6 protein-coding genes are annotated in these 15766 nt (G+C 72.2%); 3 read left to right on the forward strand and 3 right to left on the reverse strand.

Annotated elements, in window-relative coordinates; genetic code table 11:
* Nucleotides 1-37 precede the first annotated feature (37 nt).
* On the forward strand, nucleotides 38-7264 hold the full coding sequence (locus tag ACIRRH_RS38045; protein ID WP_403076874.1) for a thioester reductase domain-containing protein: 7227 nt from the start codon (nucleotides 38-40) through the stop codon (nucleotides 7262-7264).
* Nucleotides 7265-7356: 92 nt separating this feature from the next.
* On the opposite strand, the gene ACIRRH_RS38050 is transcribed toward ACIRRH_RS38045, so the two are convergent.
* The gene (locus ACIRRH_RS38050; RefSeq protein ID WP_403076876.1) at nucleotides 7357-8826 is read right to left on the reverse strand and encodes an MFS transporter; all 1470 of its coding nucleotides are present in this window, start codon (nucleotides 8824-8826) and stop codon (nucleotides 7357-7359) included.
* A gap of 87 nt (nucleotides 8827-8913) precedes the next feature.
* Here ACIRRH_RS38050 and ACIRRH_RS38055 point away from each other — a divergent pair, with 87 nt between their 5' ends.
* Nucleotides 8914-9522 carry a TetR/AcrR family transcriptional regulator gene (locus ACIRRH_RS38055; RefSeq protein WP_403076879.1) on the forward strand — a complete coding sequence of 203 codons (609 nt, stop codon included), beginning with the start codon at nucleotides 8914-8916 and terminating at the stop codon, nucleotides 9520-9522.
* Nucleotides 9523-9624: 102 nt separating this feature from the next.
* Here the strand turns inward: ACIRRH_RS38055 and ACIRRH_RS38060 are convergent, their stop codons facing one another.
* Nucleotides 9625-11457, reverse strand: coding sequence for a glycoside hydrolase family 15 protein (locus ACIRRH_RS38060; RefSeq protein ID WP_403076882.1), 1833 nt, complete (start codon nucleotides 11455-11457; stop codon nucleotides 9625-9627).
* Between the two features lie 504 nt (nucleotides 11458-11961).
* Between ACIRRH_RS38060 and ACIRRH_RS38065 the strand changes: the two genes are divergently transcribed.
* Nucleotides 11962-12651 carry an NADPH-dependent FMN reductase gene (locus ACIRRH_RS38065; protein WP_403076884.1) on the forward strand — a complete coding sequence of 230 codons (690 nt, stop codon included), beginning with the start codon at nucleotides 11962-11964 and terminating at the stop codon, nucleotides 12649-12651.
* 75 nt (nucleotides 12652-12726) lie between these two features.
* On the opposite strand, the gene ACIRRH_RS38070 is transcribed toward ACIRRH_RS38065, so the two are convergent.
* Nucleotides 12727-15357, reverse strand: coding sequence for a SpoIIE family protein phosphatase (locus ACIRRH_RS38070; RefSeq protein WP_403076887.1), 2631 nt, complete (start codon nucleotides 15355-15357; stop codon nucleotides 12727-12729).
* Nucleotides 15358-15766: the final 409 nt, after the last annotated feature.

Consider the following 15766-nt stretch of genomic DNA (forward strand, 5'->3'; position numbering starts at 1 on the left):
CCAAGCGCTGAACCACAGAGCCGAGAGGTGCGATGACATGGCTCCTGATACGACCCCTTCGCTGATCCGTCCGCTGTCCGAACTGCTCGGCGGACACGCCGCCCGGATCGGGGACAAGGTGGCCTTTGCCGACGCCCGGCGGGGCGTCGGCTACCGGGAACTGGATCTGCGGACCTCTCGGCTCGCCGGCCGGCTTTCCGCGCTGGGGCTGGAGAAGGGCGGCCGCGCCGCCGTCCTCATGGGCAACAGCGTGGAAATGGTGGAGAGTTGCCTTGCCGTCATACGGGCGGGCGGCATCACCGTGCCGCTGAATCCGCAGGCGTCCGAGGCCGAACTGGTCCACTTCCTGCGGGACTCCGGGGCATCGGTGGTGCTGTGCGACCCGGCACGGCTCGACGTGCTGCTGCGCGCGGCGGCCGCGTCCGGCCTGTCCCGGCCCTCGATCGTGCTCACCGGCGACTCCCCCGTGACACCGGCGGACGCGTCCGCCGGTGTCACCACCTCCGCCGACGCCACCTCCGGCGCCGCCGCTGACATCACCCCGTACGAGACGCTCGCGACCACCGCGTACGACGGCCCGGTGCCCGAGGAGAGCCCGCTCGACGCTCCGGCCTGGATGCTCTACACCTCGGGCACCACCGGCCGCCCCAAGGGGGTGCTCTACTCCCTGCGCAGCTCGCTGTGGCTGGTGGAGGCCTGCCACGTGGGTGTGCTCGGGATGACGCAGGACGACCGGCTGCTGTGGCCGATGCCGCTGTTCCACGGCCTGGGGCAGAACCTGTGCGTCATGGCGGTCGTGGCCGTGGGCGCCGGCGCCCGGCTGATGAGCGGCTTCGCCCCTTCCGAGGTGCTGGACGCACTGCGCAACGACGGGGTGACCTTCCTCGCCGGGGTGCCGACGACGTACCACTACCTGCTCGACCGTGCCCGTCAGGAGCACACCCGGCTGCCCTCGCTGCGGCTGGGGTTCGTCGCCGGTTCGGCCAGCGGCGCCTCCCTCGGCAGCCGTTTCGAGGAGGCGTTCGGGGTCCCGCTGGTGGACCAGTACGGATCGACCGAGACCGGCGCGATCACCTCAAACCGGCCGACGGGTGACCGGGTCGCCGGGGCGGCCGGGCCGCCCGTTCCGGGGGTGGACATCCGCCTGGTGGACGGCGGTTCCGGTGCCGAGGTGCCCGACGGCGAGGAGGGCGAGGTCCGGGTCAGCGGCCCCAACCTGATGCTGGGCTACCACGGGCAGCCCGACGCCACGGCGGAGGTGCTGCGGGACGGCTGGTACCGCACGGGCGACCTGGCCCGCCGGGACGCCCTCGGGCATGTGACCCTGACCGGCCGTCTCAAGGAACTGATCATCCGGGGCGGGGAGAACATCCACCCCGTGGAGATCGAGGACGTGGTGCGCACGGCGCCGGGCGTGGCCGACGCGGCGGTGGGCGGGGAGCCCCACGAGGTGCTCGGAGAGGTGCCCGTCGCATATGTGGTGCCCGGTCCCGAAGGCGTCGACGTCCAGGCGCTGTTCGAGCACTGCCGGGCGCGGCTGTCCTACTTCAAGGTGCCGGAGAAGGTGTACGCCGTCGAGCGCGTTCCGCGCACCGCGTCCGGGAAGGTCACCCGGCATCTGCTGGCGGACGCGGACCCCCGGCTGCTCGGTGCGGCGTCCACCGGCGGGACCGAGGATCGCGAGACCGAATCCGACCGGGGCGAGTGGGCGGGCCGTCTCATGCCGCTGACAGCGGCCGAGCGGACCCGGACGGTGCTGGATCTGGTGCGCGCCGAGGTGGCACTCGCGCTCGGCCTCGACGGAGCCGAACAGGTCGCCCCCACAAGGCCGTTCGTGGACCTCGGCCTCGGCTCCCTCGCCGTCGTGGCGGTCGGGCGGCAGCTGTGCGCGCTGGTCGGGCTGCGGCTCCCGGCGACCGCGGTGTTCGACCACCCGACGCCCGCCGCGTTCGCGGACCGGCTGGTCGCGGAGCTGACGGAGCCCTCGGACACCCGCACGCCCGCCGAAGCGTTCCCGGCGGAGCGTACGGCCCCCGCAGGGCCTGGTCCGGACGGCGCCGAGCCGATCGCCATCATCGGCATGGCCTGCCGCTTCCCGGGCGGGGTGGAGTCGCCCGAGCAGCTGTGGGACCTCGTCGCCGCAGGCCGGGACGCCACCTCGGACTTCCCCGCCGACCGGGGCTGGGCACTGGACACCCTGTTCGACCCCGACCCCGACCACCACGGCACCAGCTACGTCTCGCGCGGCGGCTTCCTGACCGACCCGTCCGCGTTCGACGCCGGCTTCTTCGGCATAGCCCCGCGCGAGGCGACCGCGATGGACCCGCAGCAGCGGCTGATGCTGGAGGTGGCGTGGGAGGTCTTCGAACGGGCGGGTATCGACCCGACCGGCCTGGCCGGCTCGGAGACCGGCGTCTTCGTCGGCACCAAGGGACAGACGTACAGCACGCTCGCCGCGCCCGCGTCCGAGTACGAGGGCCATCTCGGCCTGGCCACGTCGGGCAGTGTGATGTCCGGCCGGGTGGCCTACACCCTCGGTCTGCACGGCCCCGCCGTCACCGTCGACACGGCCTGCTCCGCTTCCCTGGTGGCCCTCCATCTGGCCTGCGCTTCCCTGCGCTCCGGTGAGTCGCGGCTCGCGCTCGCGGGCGGGGTCACGGTGATGTCCACCCCGGACGACATGATCACTTTCAGCAGGCAGCGGGGGCTCGCCCCGGACGGCCGGGTGAAGGCCTTCGCCGACGCGGCGGACGGCACCGCCTTCGGCGAGGGCGCGGGGGTGCTGCTGCTCGAACGGCTCTCGGACGCGCAGCGGGCGGGCCACCGGGTGCTCGCCGTGATCCGGGGCAGCGCCGTGAACCAGGACGGCGCGTCCAACGGGCTCACCGCGCCCAGCGGCCGGGCGCAGCAGCGGGTGATCCGCCGGGCGCTCGCCAACGCCAGGGTGGCCGCGCACGAGGTCGACCTGGTCGAGGCCCACGGCACGGGGACCAAGCTCGGTGACCCGATCGAGGCCGAGGCGATCCTCGCCGCGTACGGGCGGGGCCGGGACCCGCAGCGACCGCTGTGGCTGGGCTCGGTCAAGTCCAACATCGCCCACACCCAGGCCGCCGCGGGCATGGCCGGTGTCATCAAGCTGGTGGAGGCGATGCGGCACGCCGTGCTCCCGGCGACGCTGCACGTGGACCAGCCGTCACCGCACGTCGACTGGTCGTCGGGCAACGTACGGCTGCTCGGCGAGGCGCGGCCGTGGACGGCCGCCGACGGACGGCCAAGGCGCGCCGGGGTGTCCTCCTTCGCCATCAGCGGCACCAACGCCCATGTCGTCCTGGAAGAGGCGCCGCGCTCCCCCTCGGCCGAGGAGACCCCGGCCCCGGTCCGAGCGCTCACCGCCGTACCGTGGTTGCTGTCCGCGAAGTCCCCGGCCGCACTGCGCGACCAGGCCCGCCGACTGGAGTCGTTCCTGCGTGCGGAGCCCGACTGGGATCCCGTGGACGTGGGGCGCACCCTGGCAATGTCCCGGGCCGGGCTTGAGCACCGGGCCGCCGTCGTCGCGGACCTCGCCCGCGGCACGAACGGTGCGGACGGTGCGGAGGGGCTGCTGCGCGCACTCGGCGCGCTCGCGGAGGGCGAGCCCGCGGCCGGGCTGACCACCGGTCACGCCGGGGCCGTCCGGACCACGGCGTTCCTCTTCACGGGCCAGGGCTCCCAGTGGGCCGGCATGGCACGTGAACTGTACGAGGCGTTCCCGGTGTTCGCCGAAGCGCTGGACACGGTGTGCGCCCATCTGGCGCCGCAGGTACGGCAGCTGCTCCTCGCCGCCGGCGAGGCGGCGGACGACGGGCGCATCCATCGCACCGGTTTCGCCCAACCCGCCCTGTTCGCGCTGGAGGTGGCGCAGTTCGCGCTGCTGCGGTCCTGGGGGGTGCGTCCCGACGCGCTCGCCGGCCACTCCCTCGGCGAACTGACCGCCGCGCATGTCGCCGGGGTGTTCTCGCTGGCGGACGCGGCCAGGCTGGTCACCGCCCGGGGCGAGCTGATGCAGGCGCTGCCCGAAGGCGGTGCCATGATCGCGCTGGAGGCCACGGAGGACGAGGTCCTGCCGCTGCTCGCCGGCAGGGAGTCCCGGCTGGGGATCGCCGCCGTGAACGCGCCCCGGTCCGTCGTGGTCTCGGGCGACGAGGACGCCGCGGCGGAGGTCGCCCGGGCGGTGGCCGAACAGGGCCGCAGGACCAAGCGCCTGACGGTGAGTCACGCCTTCCACTCGCCCCGGATGGACGCGGTGCTGGAGGAGTTCGAGGCCGTGGCCCGGACCGTCACCTTCCGTGCGCCGGAGCTGCCGATCGTCTCCACGGTCACCGGCCGCCTCGCCGGTGCGGAACTGATGACACCCGCGTACTGGACCGGGCAGCTGCGCTCGGCCGTCCGGTTCGCCGCCGCGGTGGGGACACTGCGGGAGCGGGGCACCGACACCTTCGTCGAACTGGGCCCGGACGGCTCCCTGACGGCCCTGGTGCGTCAGGTCGCCGACGACGCCGGCGGGGGTGACCGGACGGACGACCACCGTGCGCTGCCGGTCTCCCGGCGTGACCGGCCCGGTGCCGCGACCGCCGTCGGTGTCGCCGCCGCGCTCCACACCGCCGGTGTCCCGGTCGACTGGGCGGCGTTCTTCGACGGCACCGCCGCCCGCCACATCACGCTGCCGACCTACGCCTTCCAGCGCAAGCGCCACTGGCTGCCCGCGCTCGCCGCTCCCACCCCGGCACCGGTGCCGACCGCGGCCGAGGAGGCCGCCCCGTCCGGGCGGGTGCTCAAGCCGGGTGAGCGCCCGGAGGTCGCCGCCCGCCTGGCCGGCGTGCTCGCCGGACTGGACGAGGAGAAGCAGCTCCTCCACATGATGGACCGGATCGCCACTCGGGTCGCGGCGGTGCTCGGCCATGACGGCGCGGACGCCATCGACCCCGACGTGCCGTTCCTCGACCTCGGCGTCGACTCCCTCATGGCCGTGGAGATGCGCAACCAGTTCAGCGACTTCTGCGGGGTGAGCCTGCGCCCGACGCTCGTCTTCGAGCATCCGACCCTGGCGGTGCTCGCCGACCACCTGCTCGCGAAGGTGCTGGCCGCGGTGTCCACCGCGCCGGGCGCCGACGAGAACGCGGTGGACTTCGCCGCCGAGGTCGTCCTGGCGGCGGACATCTCCCCCGCCGACGAGGTGATCCGGGTCGCGGACGACCCGCGGGACGTGCTCCTCACCGGTGCGACCGGATTCCTGGGCGCGTACCTGCTGCGCGATCTGCTGCGGACGACCCGCGCGACCGTGCACTGTCTGGTGCGCGGGGCCGACGAGGCGGACGCGTGGGCGCGGCTGCGGAAGAACCTGGAGTGGTACGAGTTCTGGGACGGCATCGACACGGACCGGCTGTCCGTGGTCGTCGGCGATCTCGCCCAGCCACTGCTGGGGCTGGCCCCCGAACACTTCGACGCCCTCGCCCGCAGCGTGGACAGCGTCTACCACGCCGCCGCGACCGTCAACGGCCTCTACCCGTACTCGGCGTTGAAGGACGCGAACGTCTCGGGCACCGCGGAGATCCTGCGCCTGGCCGCACGCCACCGCACCGTGCCCGTCCACCACGTCTCGTCCACCGGTGTGTTCGCCGCGGAGGCGGTCCCCGGAAAGGCTCTCCAAGTGACCGATCCACCGGGCCCCGCCGAGGCGCTGTCATCCGGCTACCGGCAGACGAAGCTGGTGGCGGAGCAGATCATCGAACTCGCCAGAGGGCGGGGCCTGCCGGTCTCGATCTACCGGGTGGACGAGATCTCCGGCGACTCGGAGCGCGGCTTCTGCCAGACCCATGACTTCGTCTGGCTGAGCATGAAGGGCATCGTGCAGGCCGGTGCCGTACCGGAGGATCCCGCCGGCATCTTCCATCTGGTGCCGGTCGACCACGTCAGCGCGGCGATCCTGCGGCTGTCCCGCGACGACCGGGCGGCGGGCCGCAACCACCACCTCGCCAACGGAACGCATCTGCCGTTCTCCGAGATGACGGAGTCCCTCCGCTCCCTCGGCTACCGCCTGGACGAACTCCGCTGGGACGCCTGGGTGCAGCGCATCCGCGCCGACCGTGACAACGCGATGGTCCCGATGATCGACGCGTTCGAGTCGACCATCTACAGCGGACGCAACCACTACCTGTCCGTCGACACCTCGCAGACCCGGGAGCTGCTGGCCGGCACCGGCGTCGACTGCCCGCCGATGACGCGTGAACTCTTCGAGAAGTACGTCGGGTTCTTCGTCCGTGTCGGCTACTTCCCCGAGCCGGGCGGCGATGCCGTGGACGGCGGTGCGCAGGGCTTCCGGGTCCGGGAGGCGGCGTGGGAGGACCTTCCGGCGATGGCGGGCATCTGCTTCGACGCCTTCAACACCCTGAACGCCTCGCTCGGTCTCGCTCCGGAGTGGTCGTCGGTGGACGAGGTGACGGAGATGTTCCGGGACCGGCTCGCGGCCCCGGGCTGCCTCGCCTATGTGGCGCTCGACGGCACGGGCTCCGTGACGGGCTCCAACTTCCTGGTCCTGGGCGAGTCCGTCGCCGCCTTCGGCCCGCTCAGTGTCGCGCCCGACGCACAGGGCGGCGGCGTGGGCCGGCTGCTGATGGACGAGGTGGTCGGCGCGGCCGCCCGGCACGAGCGGGACTCGGTCCGTGCCGTCCAGGTGACCAACAACCTGGGCGCGTACCGGCTCTACTCCTCGCTCGGCTTCGTACCGTACGAGCAGCTGTCCCTGGTCACCGGGTACGCACCGCCCACCCCGGCGAACATGGCGGGGTTCACGGTGCGCGCGATGACCGAGGACGACGTGCCCGCGTGCCAGGAGCTGTACCGCTCGGTCAACGGCCATGTGCGGGACGGAGAGATCCACATGGCGGCCAAGCGGGCCTTCGGCTGGTCCCAGCCGTACGTGGTCGTGGACCGGTCGAGCGGTGCGATCGCCGGCTACACCACGGGCCTGTCCGACCTGGGCCACCTGACGGCGCTCTCGCAGGCCGCGGCCCGGGCCCTGTACACGGGCGCCGGCGAGCTGATGCGCCGGGCCGTCCCCGACGGCCCGGCGCCCCGGCTGCGCATCCCGGGCCGGCTGCTGCCCGAGACCCTGAGCTGGGCGTTCCGTACCCGGGGCATCACCCTGGAGCGGCTGGAGACGCTGGTGGTGCGCGGCTCGTACACGGCGCCGCAGCAGGGGGTGTACTGCCCGGGGCTGTCCTACTGATTCACCGTCTTGCAGGGAGCACGCGAGGGCGCTCACCCCGTACCCGTCGAGGGCAGGGTGAGCGCCGTCGCGCGTCCGGGTGCCGCCGTCCGTCAGACCAGCGTCACCGGCACGTCGTCGCGCACGGAGCGCTCGCCCCGGGGTACGGCCAGCAGGGTGATCAGCACGCCGAGCAGGGCGAAACCCGCTCCGACGGCGAACGCGAGCCGGAAGCCCTCCGTCATCGCGTCGGCCACGGCCGGGCCGCTGGGCTGTTTGCCCTCAAGGAGCTCCCTGATACGGGCGTTGGCCACCGAGGAGAGCACGGCGAGGCCGAGTGCGCCGCCGATCTGCTGGGTGGTGTTGATGAGTCCGGAGGCCAGGCCCGACTCCTGCGGTGTCACACCGGAGACGGCGACGATGGTCACGGGCACGAACGAGAACCCGAGTCCGAGTGCCGCGACCACCGAGGGCAGGAGCACGTCCCCGGCGAACGTGCCGTCGGCGGGGATACGGGTGAACAGCAGCAGTCCCACCGCGGTGAGTGCCAGGCCGCCGGCGAGGACGGGCTTGGGCCCGACCTTGGTCACCAGCTGCGAGGCCGCACCGGCGGCCATGATGCTCGCCGCCGAGAAGGGCAGATAGGACAGTCCGGCCTCGAGTGCGGAGAAGCCGAGCACCTGCTGGAGGTAGAGGGAGATGAAGAAGAACATCGACAGCAGCGCGGCGCCCACCAGCAGGGACACCGCGTTGGCGCTGGAGAGGTTGCGGTTGCGGAAGATCCGCAACGGCATCACCGGGTGCTTGACGAGGCGCAGTTCGACCAGGGCGAAGACCAGCAGCAGGACGGCCGAAAGGCACAGCAGCCCGATGGTCCTGGCCGAGCCCCAACCCGCCCGCTCGGCGTCCACGAGTGCGTAGACCAGCACGCTGAGACCGCCGGTGACCAGTGCGGCACCGGCGAAGTCGATGCCGGTGCGTTCGTGGCCGCGGCTCTCGCGGACGAGGCGCGGGGTGAGGACGGCGGCGACGACGCAGATCGGCACGTTGACGAACATCACCCACTCCCAGCCCGCCCACTCGGTGAGCACGCCGCCGAGCAGCACGCCGATGGCACCGCCCGCTCCGGCGAGCGCGCCCCAGATGCCGAGGGCCTTGTTGCGCTCGGCGCCTTCGGTGAAGGTCGTGGTGACGATGGACAGTGCGGCGGGCGCGATGATCGCGGCGCCGAGGCCCTGCCCCACCCGGGCGGCGATCAGCAGGCCCGCAGTCGGTGCGAGACCCCCGAGCAGCGACGTGGCGGCGAACAGACCGAGTCCGGTCATGAACACCCTCCGCCGTCCGAGCAGATCGGCGGTCCGGCCGCCGAGCAGCAGGAAGCCACCGAAGGCGAGTGCATAGGCGTTGACGATCCACTGGACGTCGGAGTCGGCGAAGTGCAGGTCCCGCTGGATCGAGGGCAGCGCGACGTTCACGATCGAGGCGTCGAGCACCACCGTCAACTGGGCGACGGCCAGGACGCCGAGCGCCTTCCAGCGGAGAGGATCCGGGGACGATAAGGAGGAGGTGGGAGGCATGGCCATGGGAGGAATACACTCCTGTGGGTTAAAGTGGTAACCGGAATCGGACTCACGGTTCCGAATAGCGACGATACGGAAGCGCGGTTCCCCTTGTCAAACACCCCTCCCCCTGCCAGCACACCCACCGGCGGCAAACTGCGTTCCGACGCCGCCCGCAACCGGCTCAAGGTGCTCGACGCCGCACGGGCCGCCTTCTCCGAGTCCGGCCGGGACGCGCAGATGGGCGACATCGCCCGCAGGGCCGGAGTGGGTGTCGGGACGGTGTACCGCCACTTCCCGACCAAGGAATCACTGGCGGAAGCGATCGTGGAGCACCGGTTCCAACAGACCCTGGACTTCCTCAGGAACGAGGTGCTCCCCGACCCCGACCCCTGGCACGGCCTTGCCCGCTCCCTGGAGTTCTGCGGAATCATGCAGGAACAGGACCGGGGCTACGCGGAGACGGTCACCGCGATAGTCGGCGGCAGCACGTTCGACGCGGGGGCGATCACCGAACTCAACGAGCTCACCGACAAGGTGCTCAAGCGCGCCCAGGCCGAGGGTTCGGTGCGAGAGGACCTGACCGTCGCGGACGTGTCACCGCTCTACATCGGCCTCTGCCACGTCGTGCAGGCCGGGGTCACCGACTGGCGCCGCTACCTGAGCATCATCCTCGACGGGCTGCGCCCGCGACGGTGCACGGACTGCTCCGGCGACTGACACCGCCTGCCGCCGGGGGCGGAGGCGCGCCCGCCGCCCCCGCCCCTTCCGCGCTCGCCCGGGGCATTCGGGCCTGCCCGGCGGCCGGGTCGGCCATGGCACTCAGCCGAGGACGCGGTCGAGGTTGAAGGCGGCGCTGATCAGCGAAAGGTGGGTGAACGCCTGTGGGAAGTTGCCGAGTTGTTCACCGGTCCGGCCGATCTCCTCGGCGTAGAGACCGAGGTGGTTGGCGTAGGTGAGCATCTTCTCGAAGGCCAGCCGGGCCTCCTCCAGGCGTCCGGCGCGGGTGAGCGCCTCGACGTACCAGAACGAGCAGATCGAGAACGTGCCCTCGGAACCCCGCAGGCCGTCCGGGCTGGCCTCCGGATCGTAGCGGTAGACCAACGAGTCGGAGACCAGATCCGTGGTGAGCGCATCCAGGGTCGAGAGCCACTTGGGGTCGGCGGGCGAGATGAACTTGGCCATCGGCATCATCAGCACGGACGCATCGAGTACGTCGCTGCCCAGCCCTTGGGCGAACGCCCCGCGTTCGGCCGACCAGCCCTGTCGCATGATCTGCCGGTAGATCGCGTCCCGGCTCTGCCGCCAGCGCGGAAGATCGGCCGGCAATCCGCGCCGGTTGGCGATCCGGATGGCCCGTTCGATCGCCACCCAGCACATCAGCCGCGAGTAGACGAAGTTCCTCCGGCCGCCCCGGGTCTCCCAGACACCCTCGTCCGGCTGGTCCCAGTGGTCGCAGAGCCAGTCCACCACGGCGCTGACCTCGTCCCAGTGATCACTGCTGATGGGCTGCCCCCACTTGTCGTACAGATAGACGGAATCGATCAGCGCTCCGTAGATGTCCAGCTGGAGCTGCTCGGTGGCGGCGTTCCCCACCCGCACCGGGGCGGACCCGAGGTGACCTTCGAGGTGGGTCAGCTCGTACTCGGGCAGGTCGCAGCGCCCGTCGATGCCGTACATGATCTGCAGTGGGCCGCCCGCGCTGCCGCCGCGCATGATCCCGTGCTCGGAGATGAAGCCCATGAAGGCCTCGGCCTCCGAGGTGAAGCCCAGGCGGAGCATGGCGTAGACGCAGAAGGCGGCGTCGCGGACCCACACGTACCGGTAGTCCCAGTTGCGCTCGCCGCCGATCTGCTCAGGCAGGCCGGCGGTCGGCGCGGCGACGATCGCGCCGGTGGGCGCGTAGGTGAGCAACTTCAGGACCAGGGCCGAGCGGTGCACCATCTCCCGCCACCGCCCGTGGTACCGCGAGTGGGACAGCCAGTGGCGCCAGAACCGGACGGTGCCCTGGAACTGCCGCTCCGCCTCCCAACCGGGGCAGGCACGCGGGCTGACATCTGCGCTCACCCGGTCCAGGGCGAACACCACGGACTCGCCCTCCAGCAGCTTGAAGTGCGACCACACGTCCACACCGTCGGTCTCGACCGGCACGGTGGCGGTCAGCACCAAGGACAGTGAGGAGGAGCTGAACACCGCGTGGCCACCGACGAGTTCCACGGTGTGCGCCTCGGTCCCGTAGCCGAAGCGCGGGGCGATCTTCGCCCGGAACGGCAGCACCCCGCGGACACAGATCACCCGCCGGATCAGCCGGTGGCGGTCCGCCTCGCGGGACTCGTCGACGACGGGCATGAAGTCCTGGATCTCCGCCACCCCGTCGGCGGCGTAGAACCGCGTGATCAGCACGTTGGTGTCGGGGAAGTAGAACTGGCGGGTACGCGCCGGCACGTCGGCGGCCAGCTCGAACGATCCGCCCCGGTCGGCGTCAAGGATCGAGGCGAACACGCTCGGTGCGTCGAAGCGCGGGCAGCAGTACCAGTCGATGGTGCCGTTGGTCCCGACGAGCGCGGCGGTGCGAAGATCACCGATCAGACCGTGCTCGGAAATCGGCAGATAGCGTGAGCCGTCCACCTGCCCGGATCCGTTCCCGAACTCCATGCCGGCCTCCCTACCGTGTCGCTTCGGGCCGGTGCGGGGGTCAAGAAGACCTTGTACGTTTCATGGTAGATCGCCCCCGGATACCGGCGCGGCGGGCCGAGGGCAGCCGACGGCAGGGCACCGGCGGCCCACTGCCCAGGGGCGGGAACGCCCACCGCCAACCGGTTGCTCCGCGTACCCGGCTCAGCTGGGTGCCGCCCCGGGGATCAGCCCCTCCCGGATGAGCGAGAGCACCCGCTCTGCCGTGGCCACCCGGTGTCCCCCACCGTCCGCCGCGCCCACGTGCGGCCTGCCCCGCTGACCCCACCGAGACCGACGGTGTCCGACCCTCCGGACGACGACAACGGTTCCGCAGGTCCGGATTCATGGGACGCCCACGGTCGAGGTCCACGACGTGCACATCCCCGCCCGCGTTCGGACCAGCGGGGGCGGCAAGGCGGGCGGTCGCGTGGCAGGGTGGCACACATGAGTGCGAATCCAGCCGTTCCGGCCTCCTCCCGTGCGGTGGGCGCACTGCGGGATGCCGTCCAGCCGGTTCCGGGCGACGGCCGCGGTGAGCCGCTGCGCGTGCTGGTGCTGTCCGGGTCCTTTCGGACGGGATCGGTCAACGGGCAGCTGGCCGTGCTGACCGCCAGGCTGCTGACCGAGAACGGCGCCGCCGCCGATCTTGCCCACTTGCGGGACTTCGACATGCCGTCGTACGACGGGGACGTCGAGACCGCTCAGGGTCAGCCACAGAACTCCGTCGCCCTGCGCGGTCGCCTCCGGGCAGCGCAGGCGTTCGTGCTCGCCTCGCCGGAGTACAACGCATCGGTCCCCGGCGTGGTGAAGAACGCGATCGACTGGCTGTCACGCTTCCGGCCGCAGCCGTTCAAGGACAAGCACGCCCTGCTGGTCTCGGCCTCTCCCTCCATGGTGGGAGGAAACCGGGGACTGTGGGCGCTCCGCGTTCCGCTGGAACATCTCGGGGCCCGTGTCTATCCGGACATGTTCAGCCTGGCGAGGGCCCACCAGGCGTTCGGCGACAGCGGCGACCTGAACGACACCGGACTGCAGGACCGGCTCGCTGCCACCCTGAAGGCATTTCTCGGCCTCGTCGAGGCGGACACGAACTACCCTGCGCTGCAACGCTGTTGGTACGAGTTCCTCGGCGACCAGACCAGCGCCCAGGTCACCCAGCGCGCCGAGGACTAGCCTGCCCGCCCTTCCCGATGGGGAGGGGCCTCCTCCTGCCGGGAACATCCTCACCCGCGATGCCCGCACTCCGGGCTACAGCAGCATCGCCTCGAACTGGAACTCGGGTGCGGTCAGCGGCTGCTCGGACCAGATGACCTTGCCGCGGGCCGTGTACCTGGTCCCCCACCGCTCGGCCAGCTGGGCCACCAGGAACAGGCCCCGGCCGCCCTCGTCCGTGGTCGCGGCGTAGCGCAGGTGGGGGGCGGTGCTGCTGCTGTCGGAGACCTCGCAGACCAGGCTGGTGTCGCACAGCATGCGAACGCGGATGGGCTCGGCGCCGTAGCGGATGGCGTTGGTGATCAGCTCGCTGAGGATCAGTTCGGTGGTGAAGGTCAGGTCCTCCAGGCCCCAGGCGGTCAGCTGGTCGGCGCATTCGTTGCGGATGCGGGAGACGGCGGCGAAGTCGTACGGCACGTCCCAGGTGGCCACCTGGTCGGGCTCGAAGAGGCGTGTGCGTGCGATGAGGAGGGCGATGTCGTCGCTCGGGCTCGGTGGGACCAGCGCGTCGAACACGGCCTGGCAGGTGGTGTCCGGGGACCCGTCCGCGTGGGCGTCCGCCAGGGAACGCTGCAGCGCGGAGAGTCCGCTGTCCAGGTCGCGCTCGCGACTGGTGACGAGTCCGTCGGTGTAGAGGACCAGCGCGGTGCCGGGCTCCAGCTGGAGTTCGGTGGCTTCGAAGGGCAGGCCGCCCACGCCGAGCGGCGGGCCGGCGGGCAGGTCGACGAACTCCACCCTTCCGTCGGTGTGTACCAGCACGGGCGGCGGGTGACCCGCCCGTGCCATCGTGCAGCGCCCGCTGACCGGGTCGTAGATCGCGTACAGGCAGGTGGCGCCCGTGACGCCGGCCGTCTCCTCGTCTTCGGTGGCCCCGCCGTGGTCGAGGTGGGTGACCAGTTCGTCGAGGCGGGCGATCAGCTCGTCCGGGGGCAGGTCGAGGGCGGAGAAGTTGAGCACGGCCGTGCGCAGTCGGCCCATGGTGGCGGCGGCGTGCAGGCCGTGGCCGACGACGTCGCCGACGACCAGCGCCACGCGGAAGCCGGGCAGCGGGATGACGTCGAACCAGTCCCCGCCGACCCCCCGCTGCGCCGGCCGGTAGCGGTAGGCCGCCTCCAGGGCGCTCTGCTCGGGCAGTCCCCGGGGCAGCAGGCTGCGCTGCAGCGTCTCGGCCATCCGGTACTCACGGGTGTACCGGCGGGCGTTGTCGATGCACATCGCCGCGCGGGCGACCAGTTCCTCGGCGAAGGCGACGTCCTCCTGCCCGAACGGCTCGGACTGATCCGCGCGCCAGAAGGTGACCGTGCCCAGGGCCAGGCCGCGCGCCCGCAGCGGCACGGAGATCAGCGAGTGGACCCCGTACGCGAGGATCCGCTCGGTGGTCTGCGGGTCACGCGCCCGCCAGGCCTGTGCCTGGTGCAGGTCGGCCATCAGCGTGGCGTGCCCGCTCCCCAGGGCGGTGGCCTCCGGTGTGCCGGGCAGCGGGCTGATCTGCGAGCCCACCGGGTAGAACGGCCAGTCCTCGCGGACGCCGCCCGCGGCCACGCGGCGGATCCGCGGACCTCCCGCCGAGCCCGTGCCCGGCAGCGGCTCGTCACCGCGCAGCACCGCCTCGGCCAGCTCGACCGTGGCGAAGTCCGCGAACCGGGGAATCGCCGCATCCGCCAGCTCCTGCGCGGTGCGCACCACGTCCAGGGTGGTGCCGACCCGTACACCCGCGTCGTAGAGCAGCTTCAGCCGGGCCCGGGCCGCCTCGGCCTGCCCGGCCAGCGCCCGCAGCTCGGTGGTGTCCCGGATGGTGGCGACGCTGCCGGGCCCGCCGCCGTACGGCGCGGTGGGGCGGTTGTTGACGGCGAGCAGCCGGTCCCCGGCCGGGTGGACCTCGTCGGTGGCGGCCCGCCCGGACGCCAGCAGCTCGGCCAGCCCGGGATCGAGCCCGAGCTCGGTGACCGGCCGCCCCTCCACCTCGGGCGGCAGCTCCAGCAGCCGCCGGGCCTCGTCGTTCGCCAGCAGCGCCCGTCCGTCCCCGCCGACGATCAGCACGCCCTCGCGGACCGCGTGCAGCACCGCGTCGTGGTGCTCGTACATCCGCGTCATCTCGGCCGGGCCCAGGCCGTGCGTCTGGCGGCGCAGCCGCCGCCGCACCAGCACCGCCCCGCCCGTGCCCACGGCGACCGCGGCGGCCGCGCCGCCGAACAGGACCGGCAGCTGCTGGCTGGCCGTACTGCCCGCGTGCGCGATGGTGTAGCCGACCTGGACCAGGCCGGCGACCGAACCGTCCGGCCTGGTGACCGGCGCGCTGCTCTCCACGACCCGTCCGATGGGCGCGGTGAAGCTGATGGTGATCGGCCCCTTGAGGGCCAGCTGGTACGGGCCGATGAGGCGCTGTCCGATCAGCTCGGGCTGGGCGGTCTGGGCGTAGCGGATCCCCTCGGGGCTGGCGATCACGACGTAGTCGAAGCCGCCCTTTTCCGTGATGTCCAGGGCCAGCGGCTGCAGCACCGCGGTCGGGTCGGCGCTGTCCAGCGCGTTCACCACCGTGGGGACCTGCGCCAAGGTGATGGCCGCGGCGCGTGTGCGGTTCTCGGAATCACTCGCGGCGTACCTCCGGGCCTGCAGGATGAGTGCCGTCAGCGCCGCGGTGACCAGCAGCACCACCACGACCAGCATCCACAGGAACACCTGCCCGGCGACACTGCGCACCCACAGCCGCGAGCGCGGCCCACCCCGGGCGGACCGGTGTTTCGCCGGTCCGCCCGGTTCCGCACCCCCATGGGCGTGGCTGTCCACTCCGTGCATCCAGGCCGTCCCCGCGCATCCGGATCATGACCCTTCCACGCTGCCACCCGGCCCGCACATGTGCATGCGCGAAGCCGCTGGACGGCCGAACACGCCGACGGGCAGGTCGGTGCCCCGGGAGCCGGAGGGCCCGCCCAACGACGTGCGTGGGGCGCGCACCCCCGTGTGACGCCGGTCTCAGCCCAGGGGGGTCGTCTGCACCCAGAGTATCGGCGGCAGTTCGGTCAGTGACCGACAAACCGGACAAACCATGACATAAACCGTGAGCCCACTCACACCG

It is taken from the genome of Kitasatospora sp. NPDC101235 (assembly GCF_044767505.1).
Classification (GTDB): Bacteria; Actinomycetota; Actinomycetes; order Streptomycetales; family Streptomycetaceae; genus Kitasatospora.

Excerpts from the sequence above, each read along its gene's own strand:
- ACIRRH_RS38070 (WP_403076887.1), bottom strand. The coding sequence starts at position 15,357 with ATGCTGGTCGTGGTGGTGCTGCTGGTCACCGCGGCGCTGACGGCACTC.
- ACIRRH_RS38045 (WP_403076874.1), top strand. The coding sequence starts at position 38 with ATGGCTCCTGATACGACCCCTTCGCTGATCCGTCCGCTGTCCGAACTG.
- ACIRRH_RS38050 (WP_403076876.1), bottom strand. The coding sequence starts at position 8,826 with ATGGCCATGCCTCCCACCTCCTCCTTATCGTCCCCGGATCCTCTCCGC.
- ACIRRH_RS38060 (WP_403076882.1), bottom strand. The coding sequence starts at position 11,457 with ATGGAGTTCGGGAACGGATCCGGGCAGGTGGACGGCTCACGCTATCTG.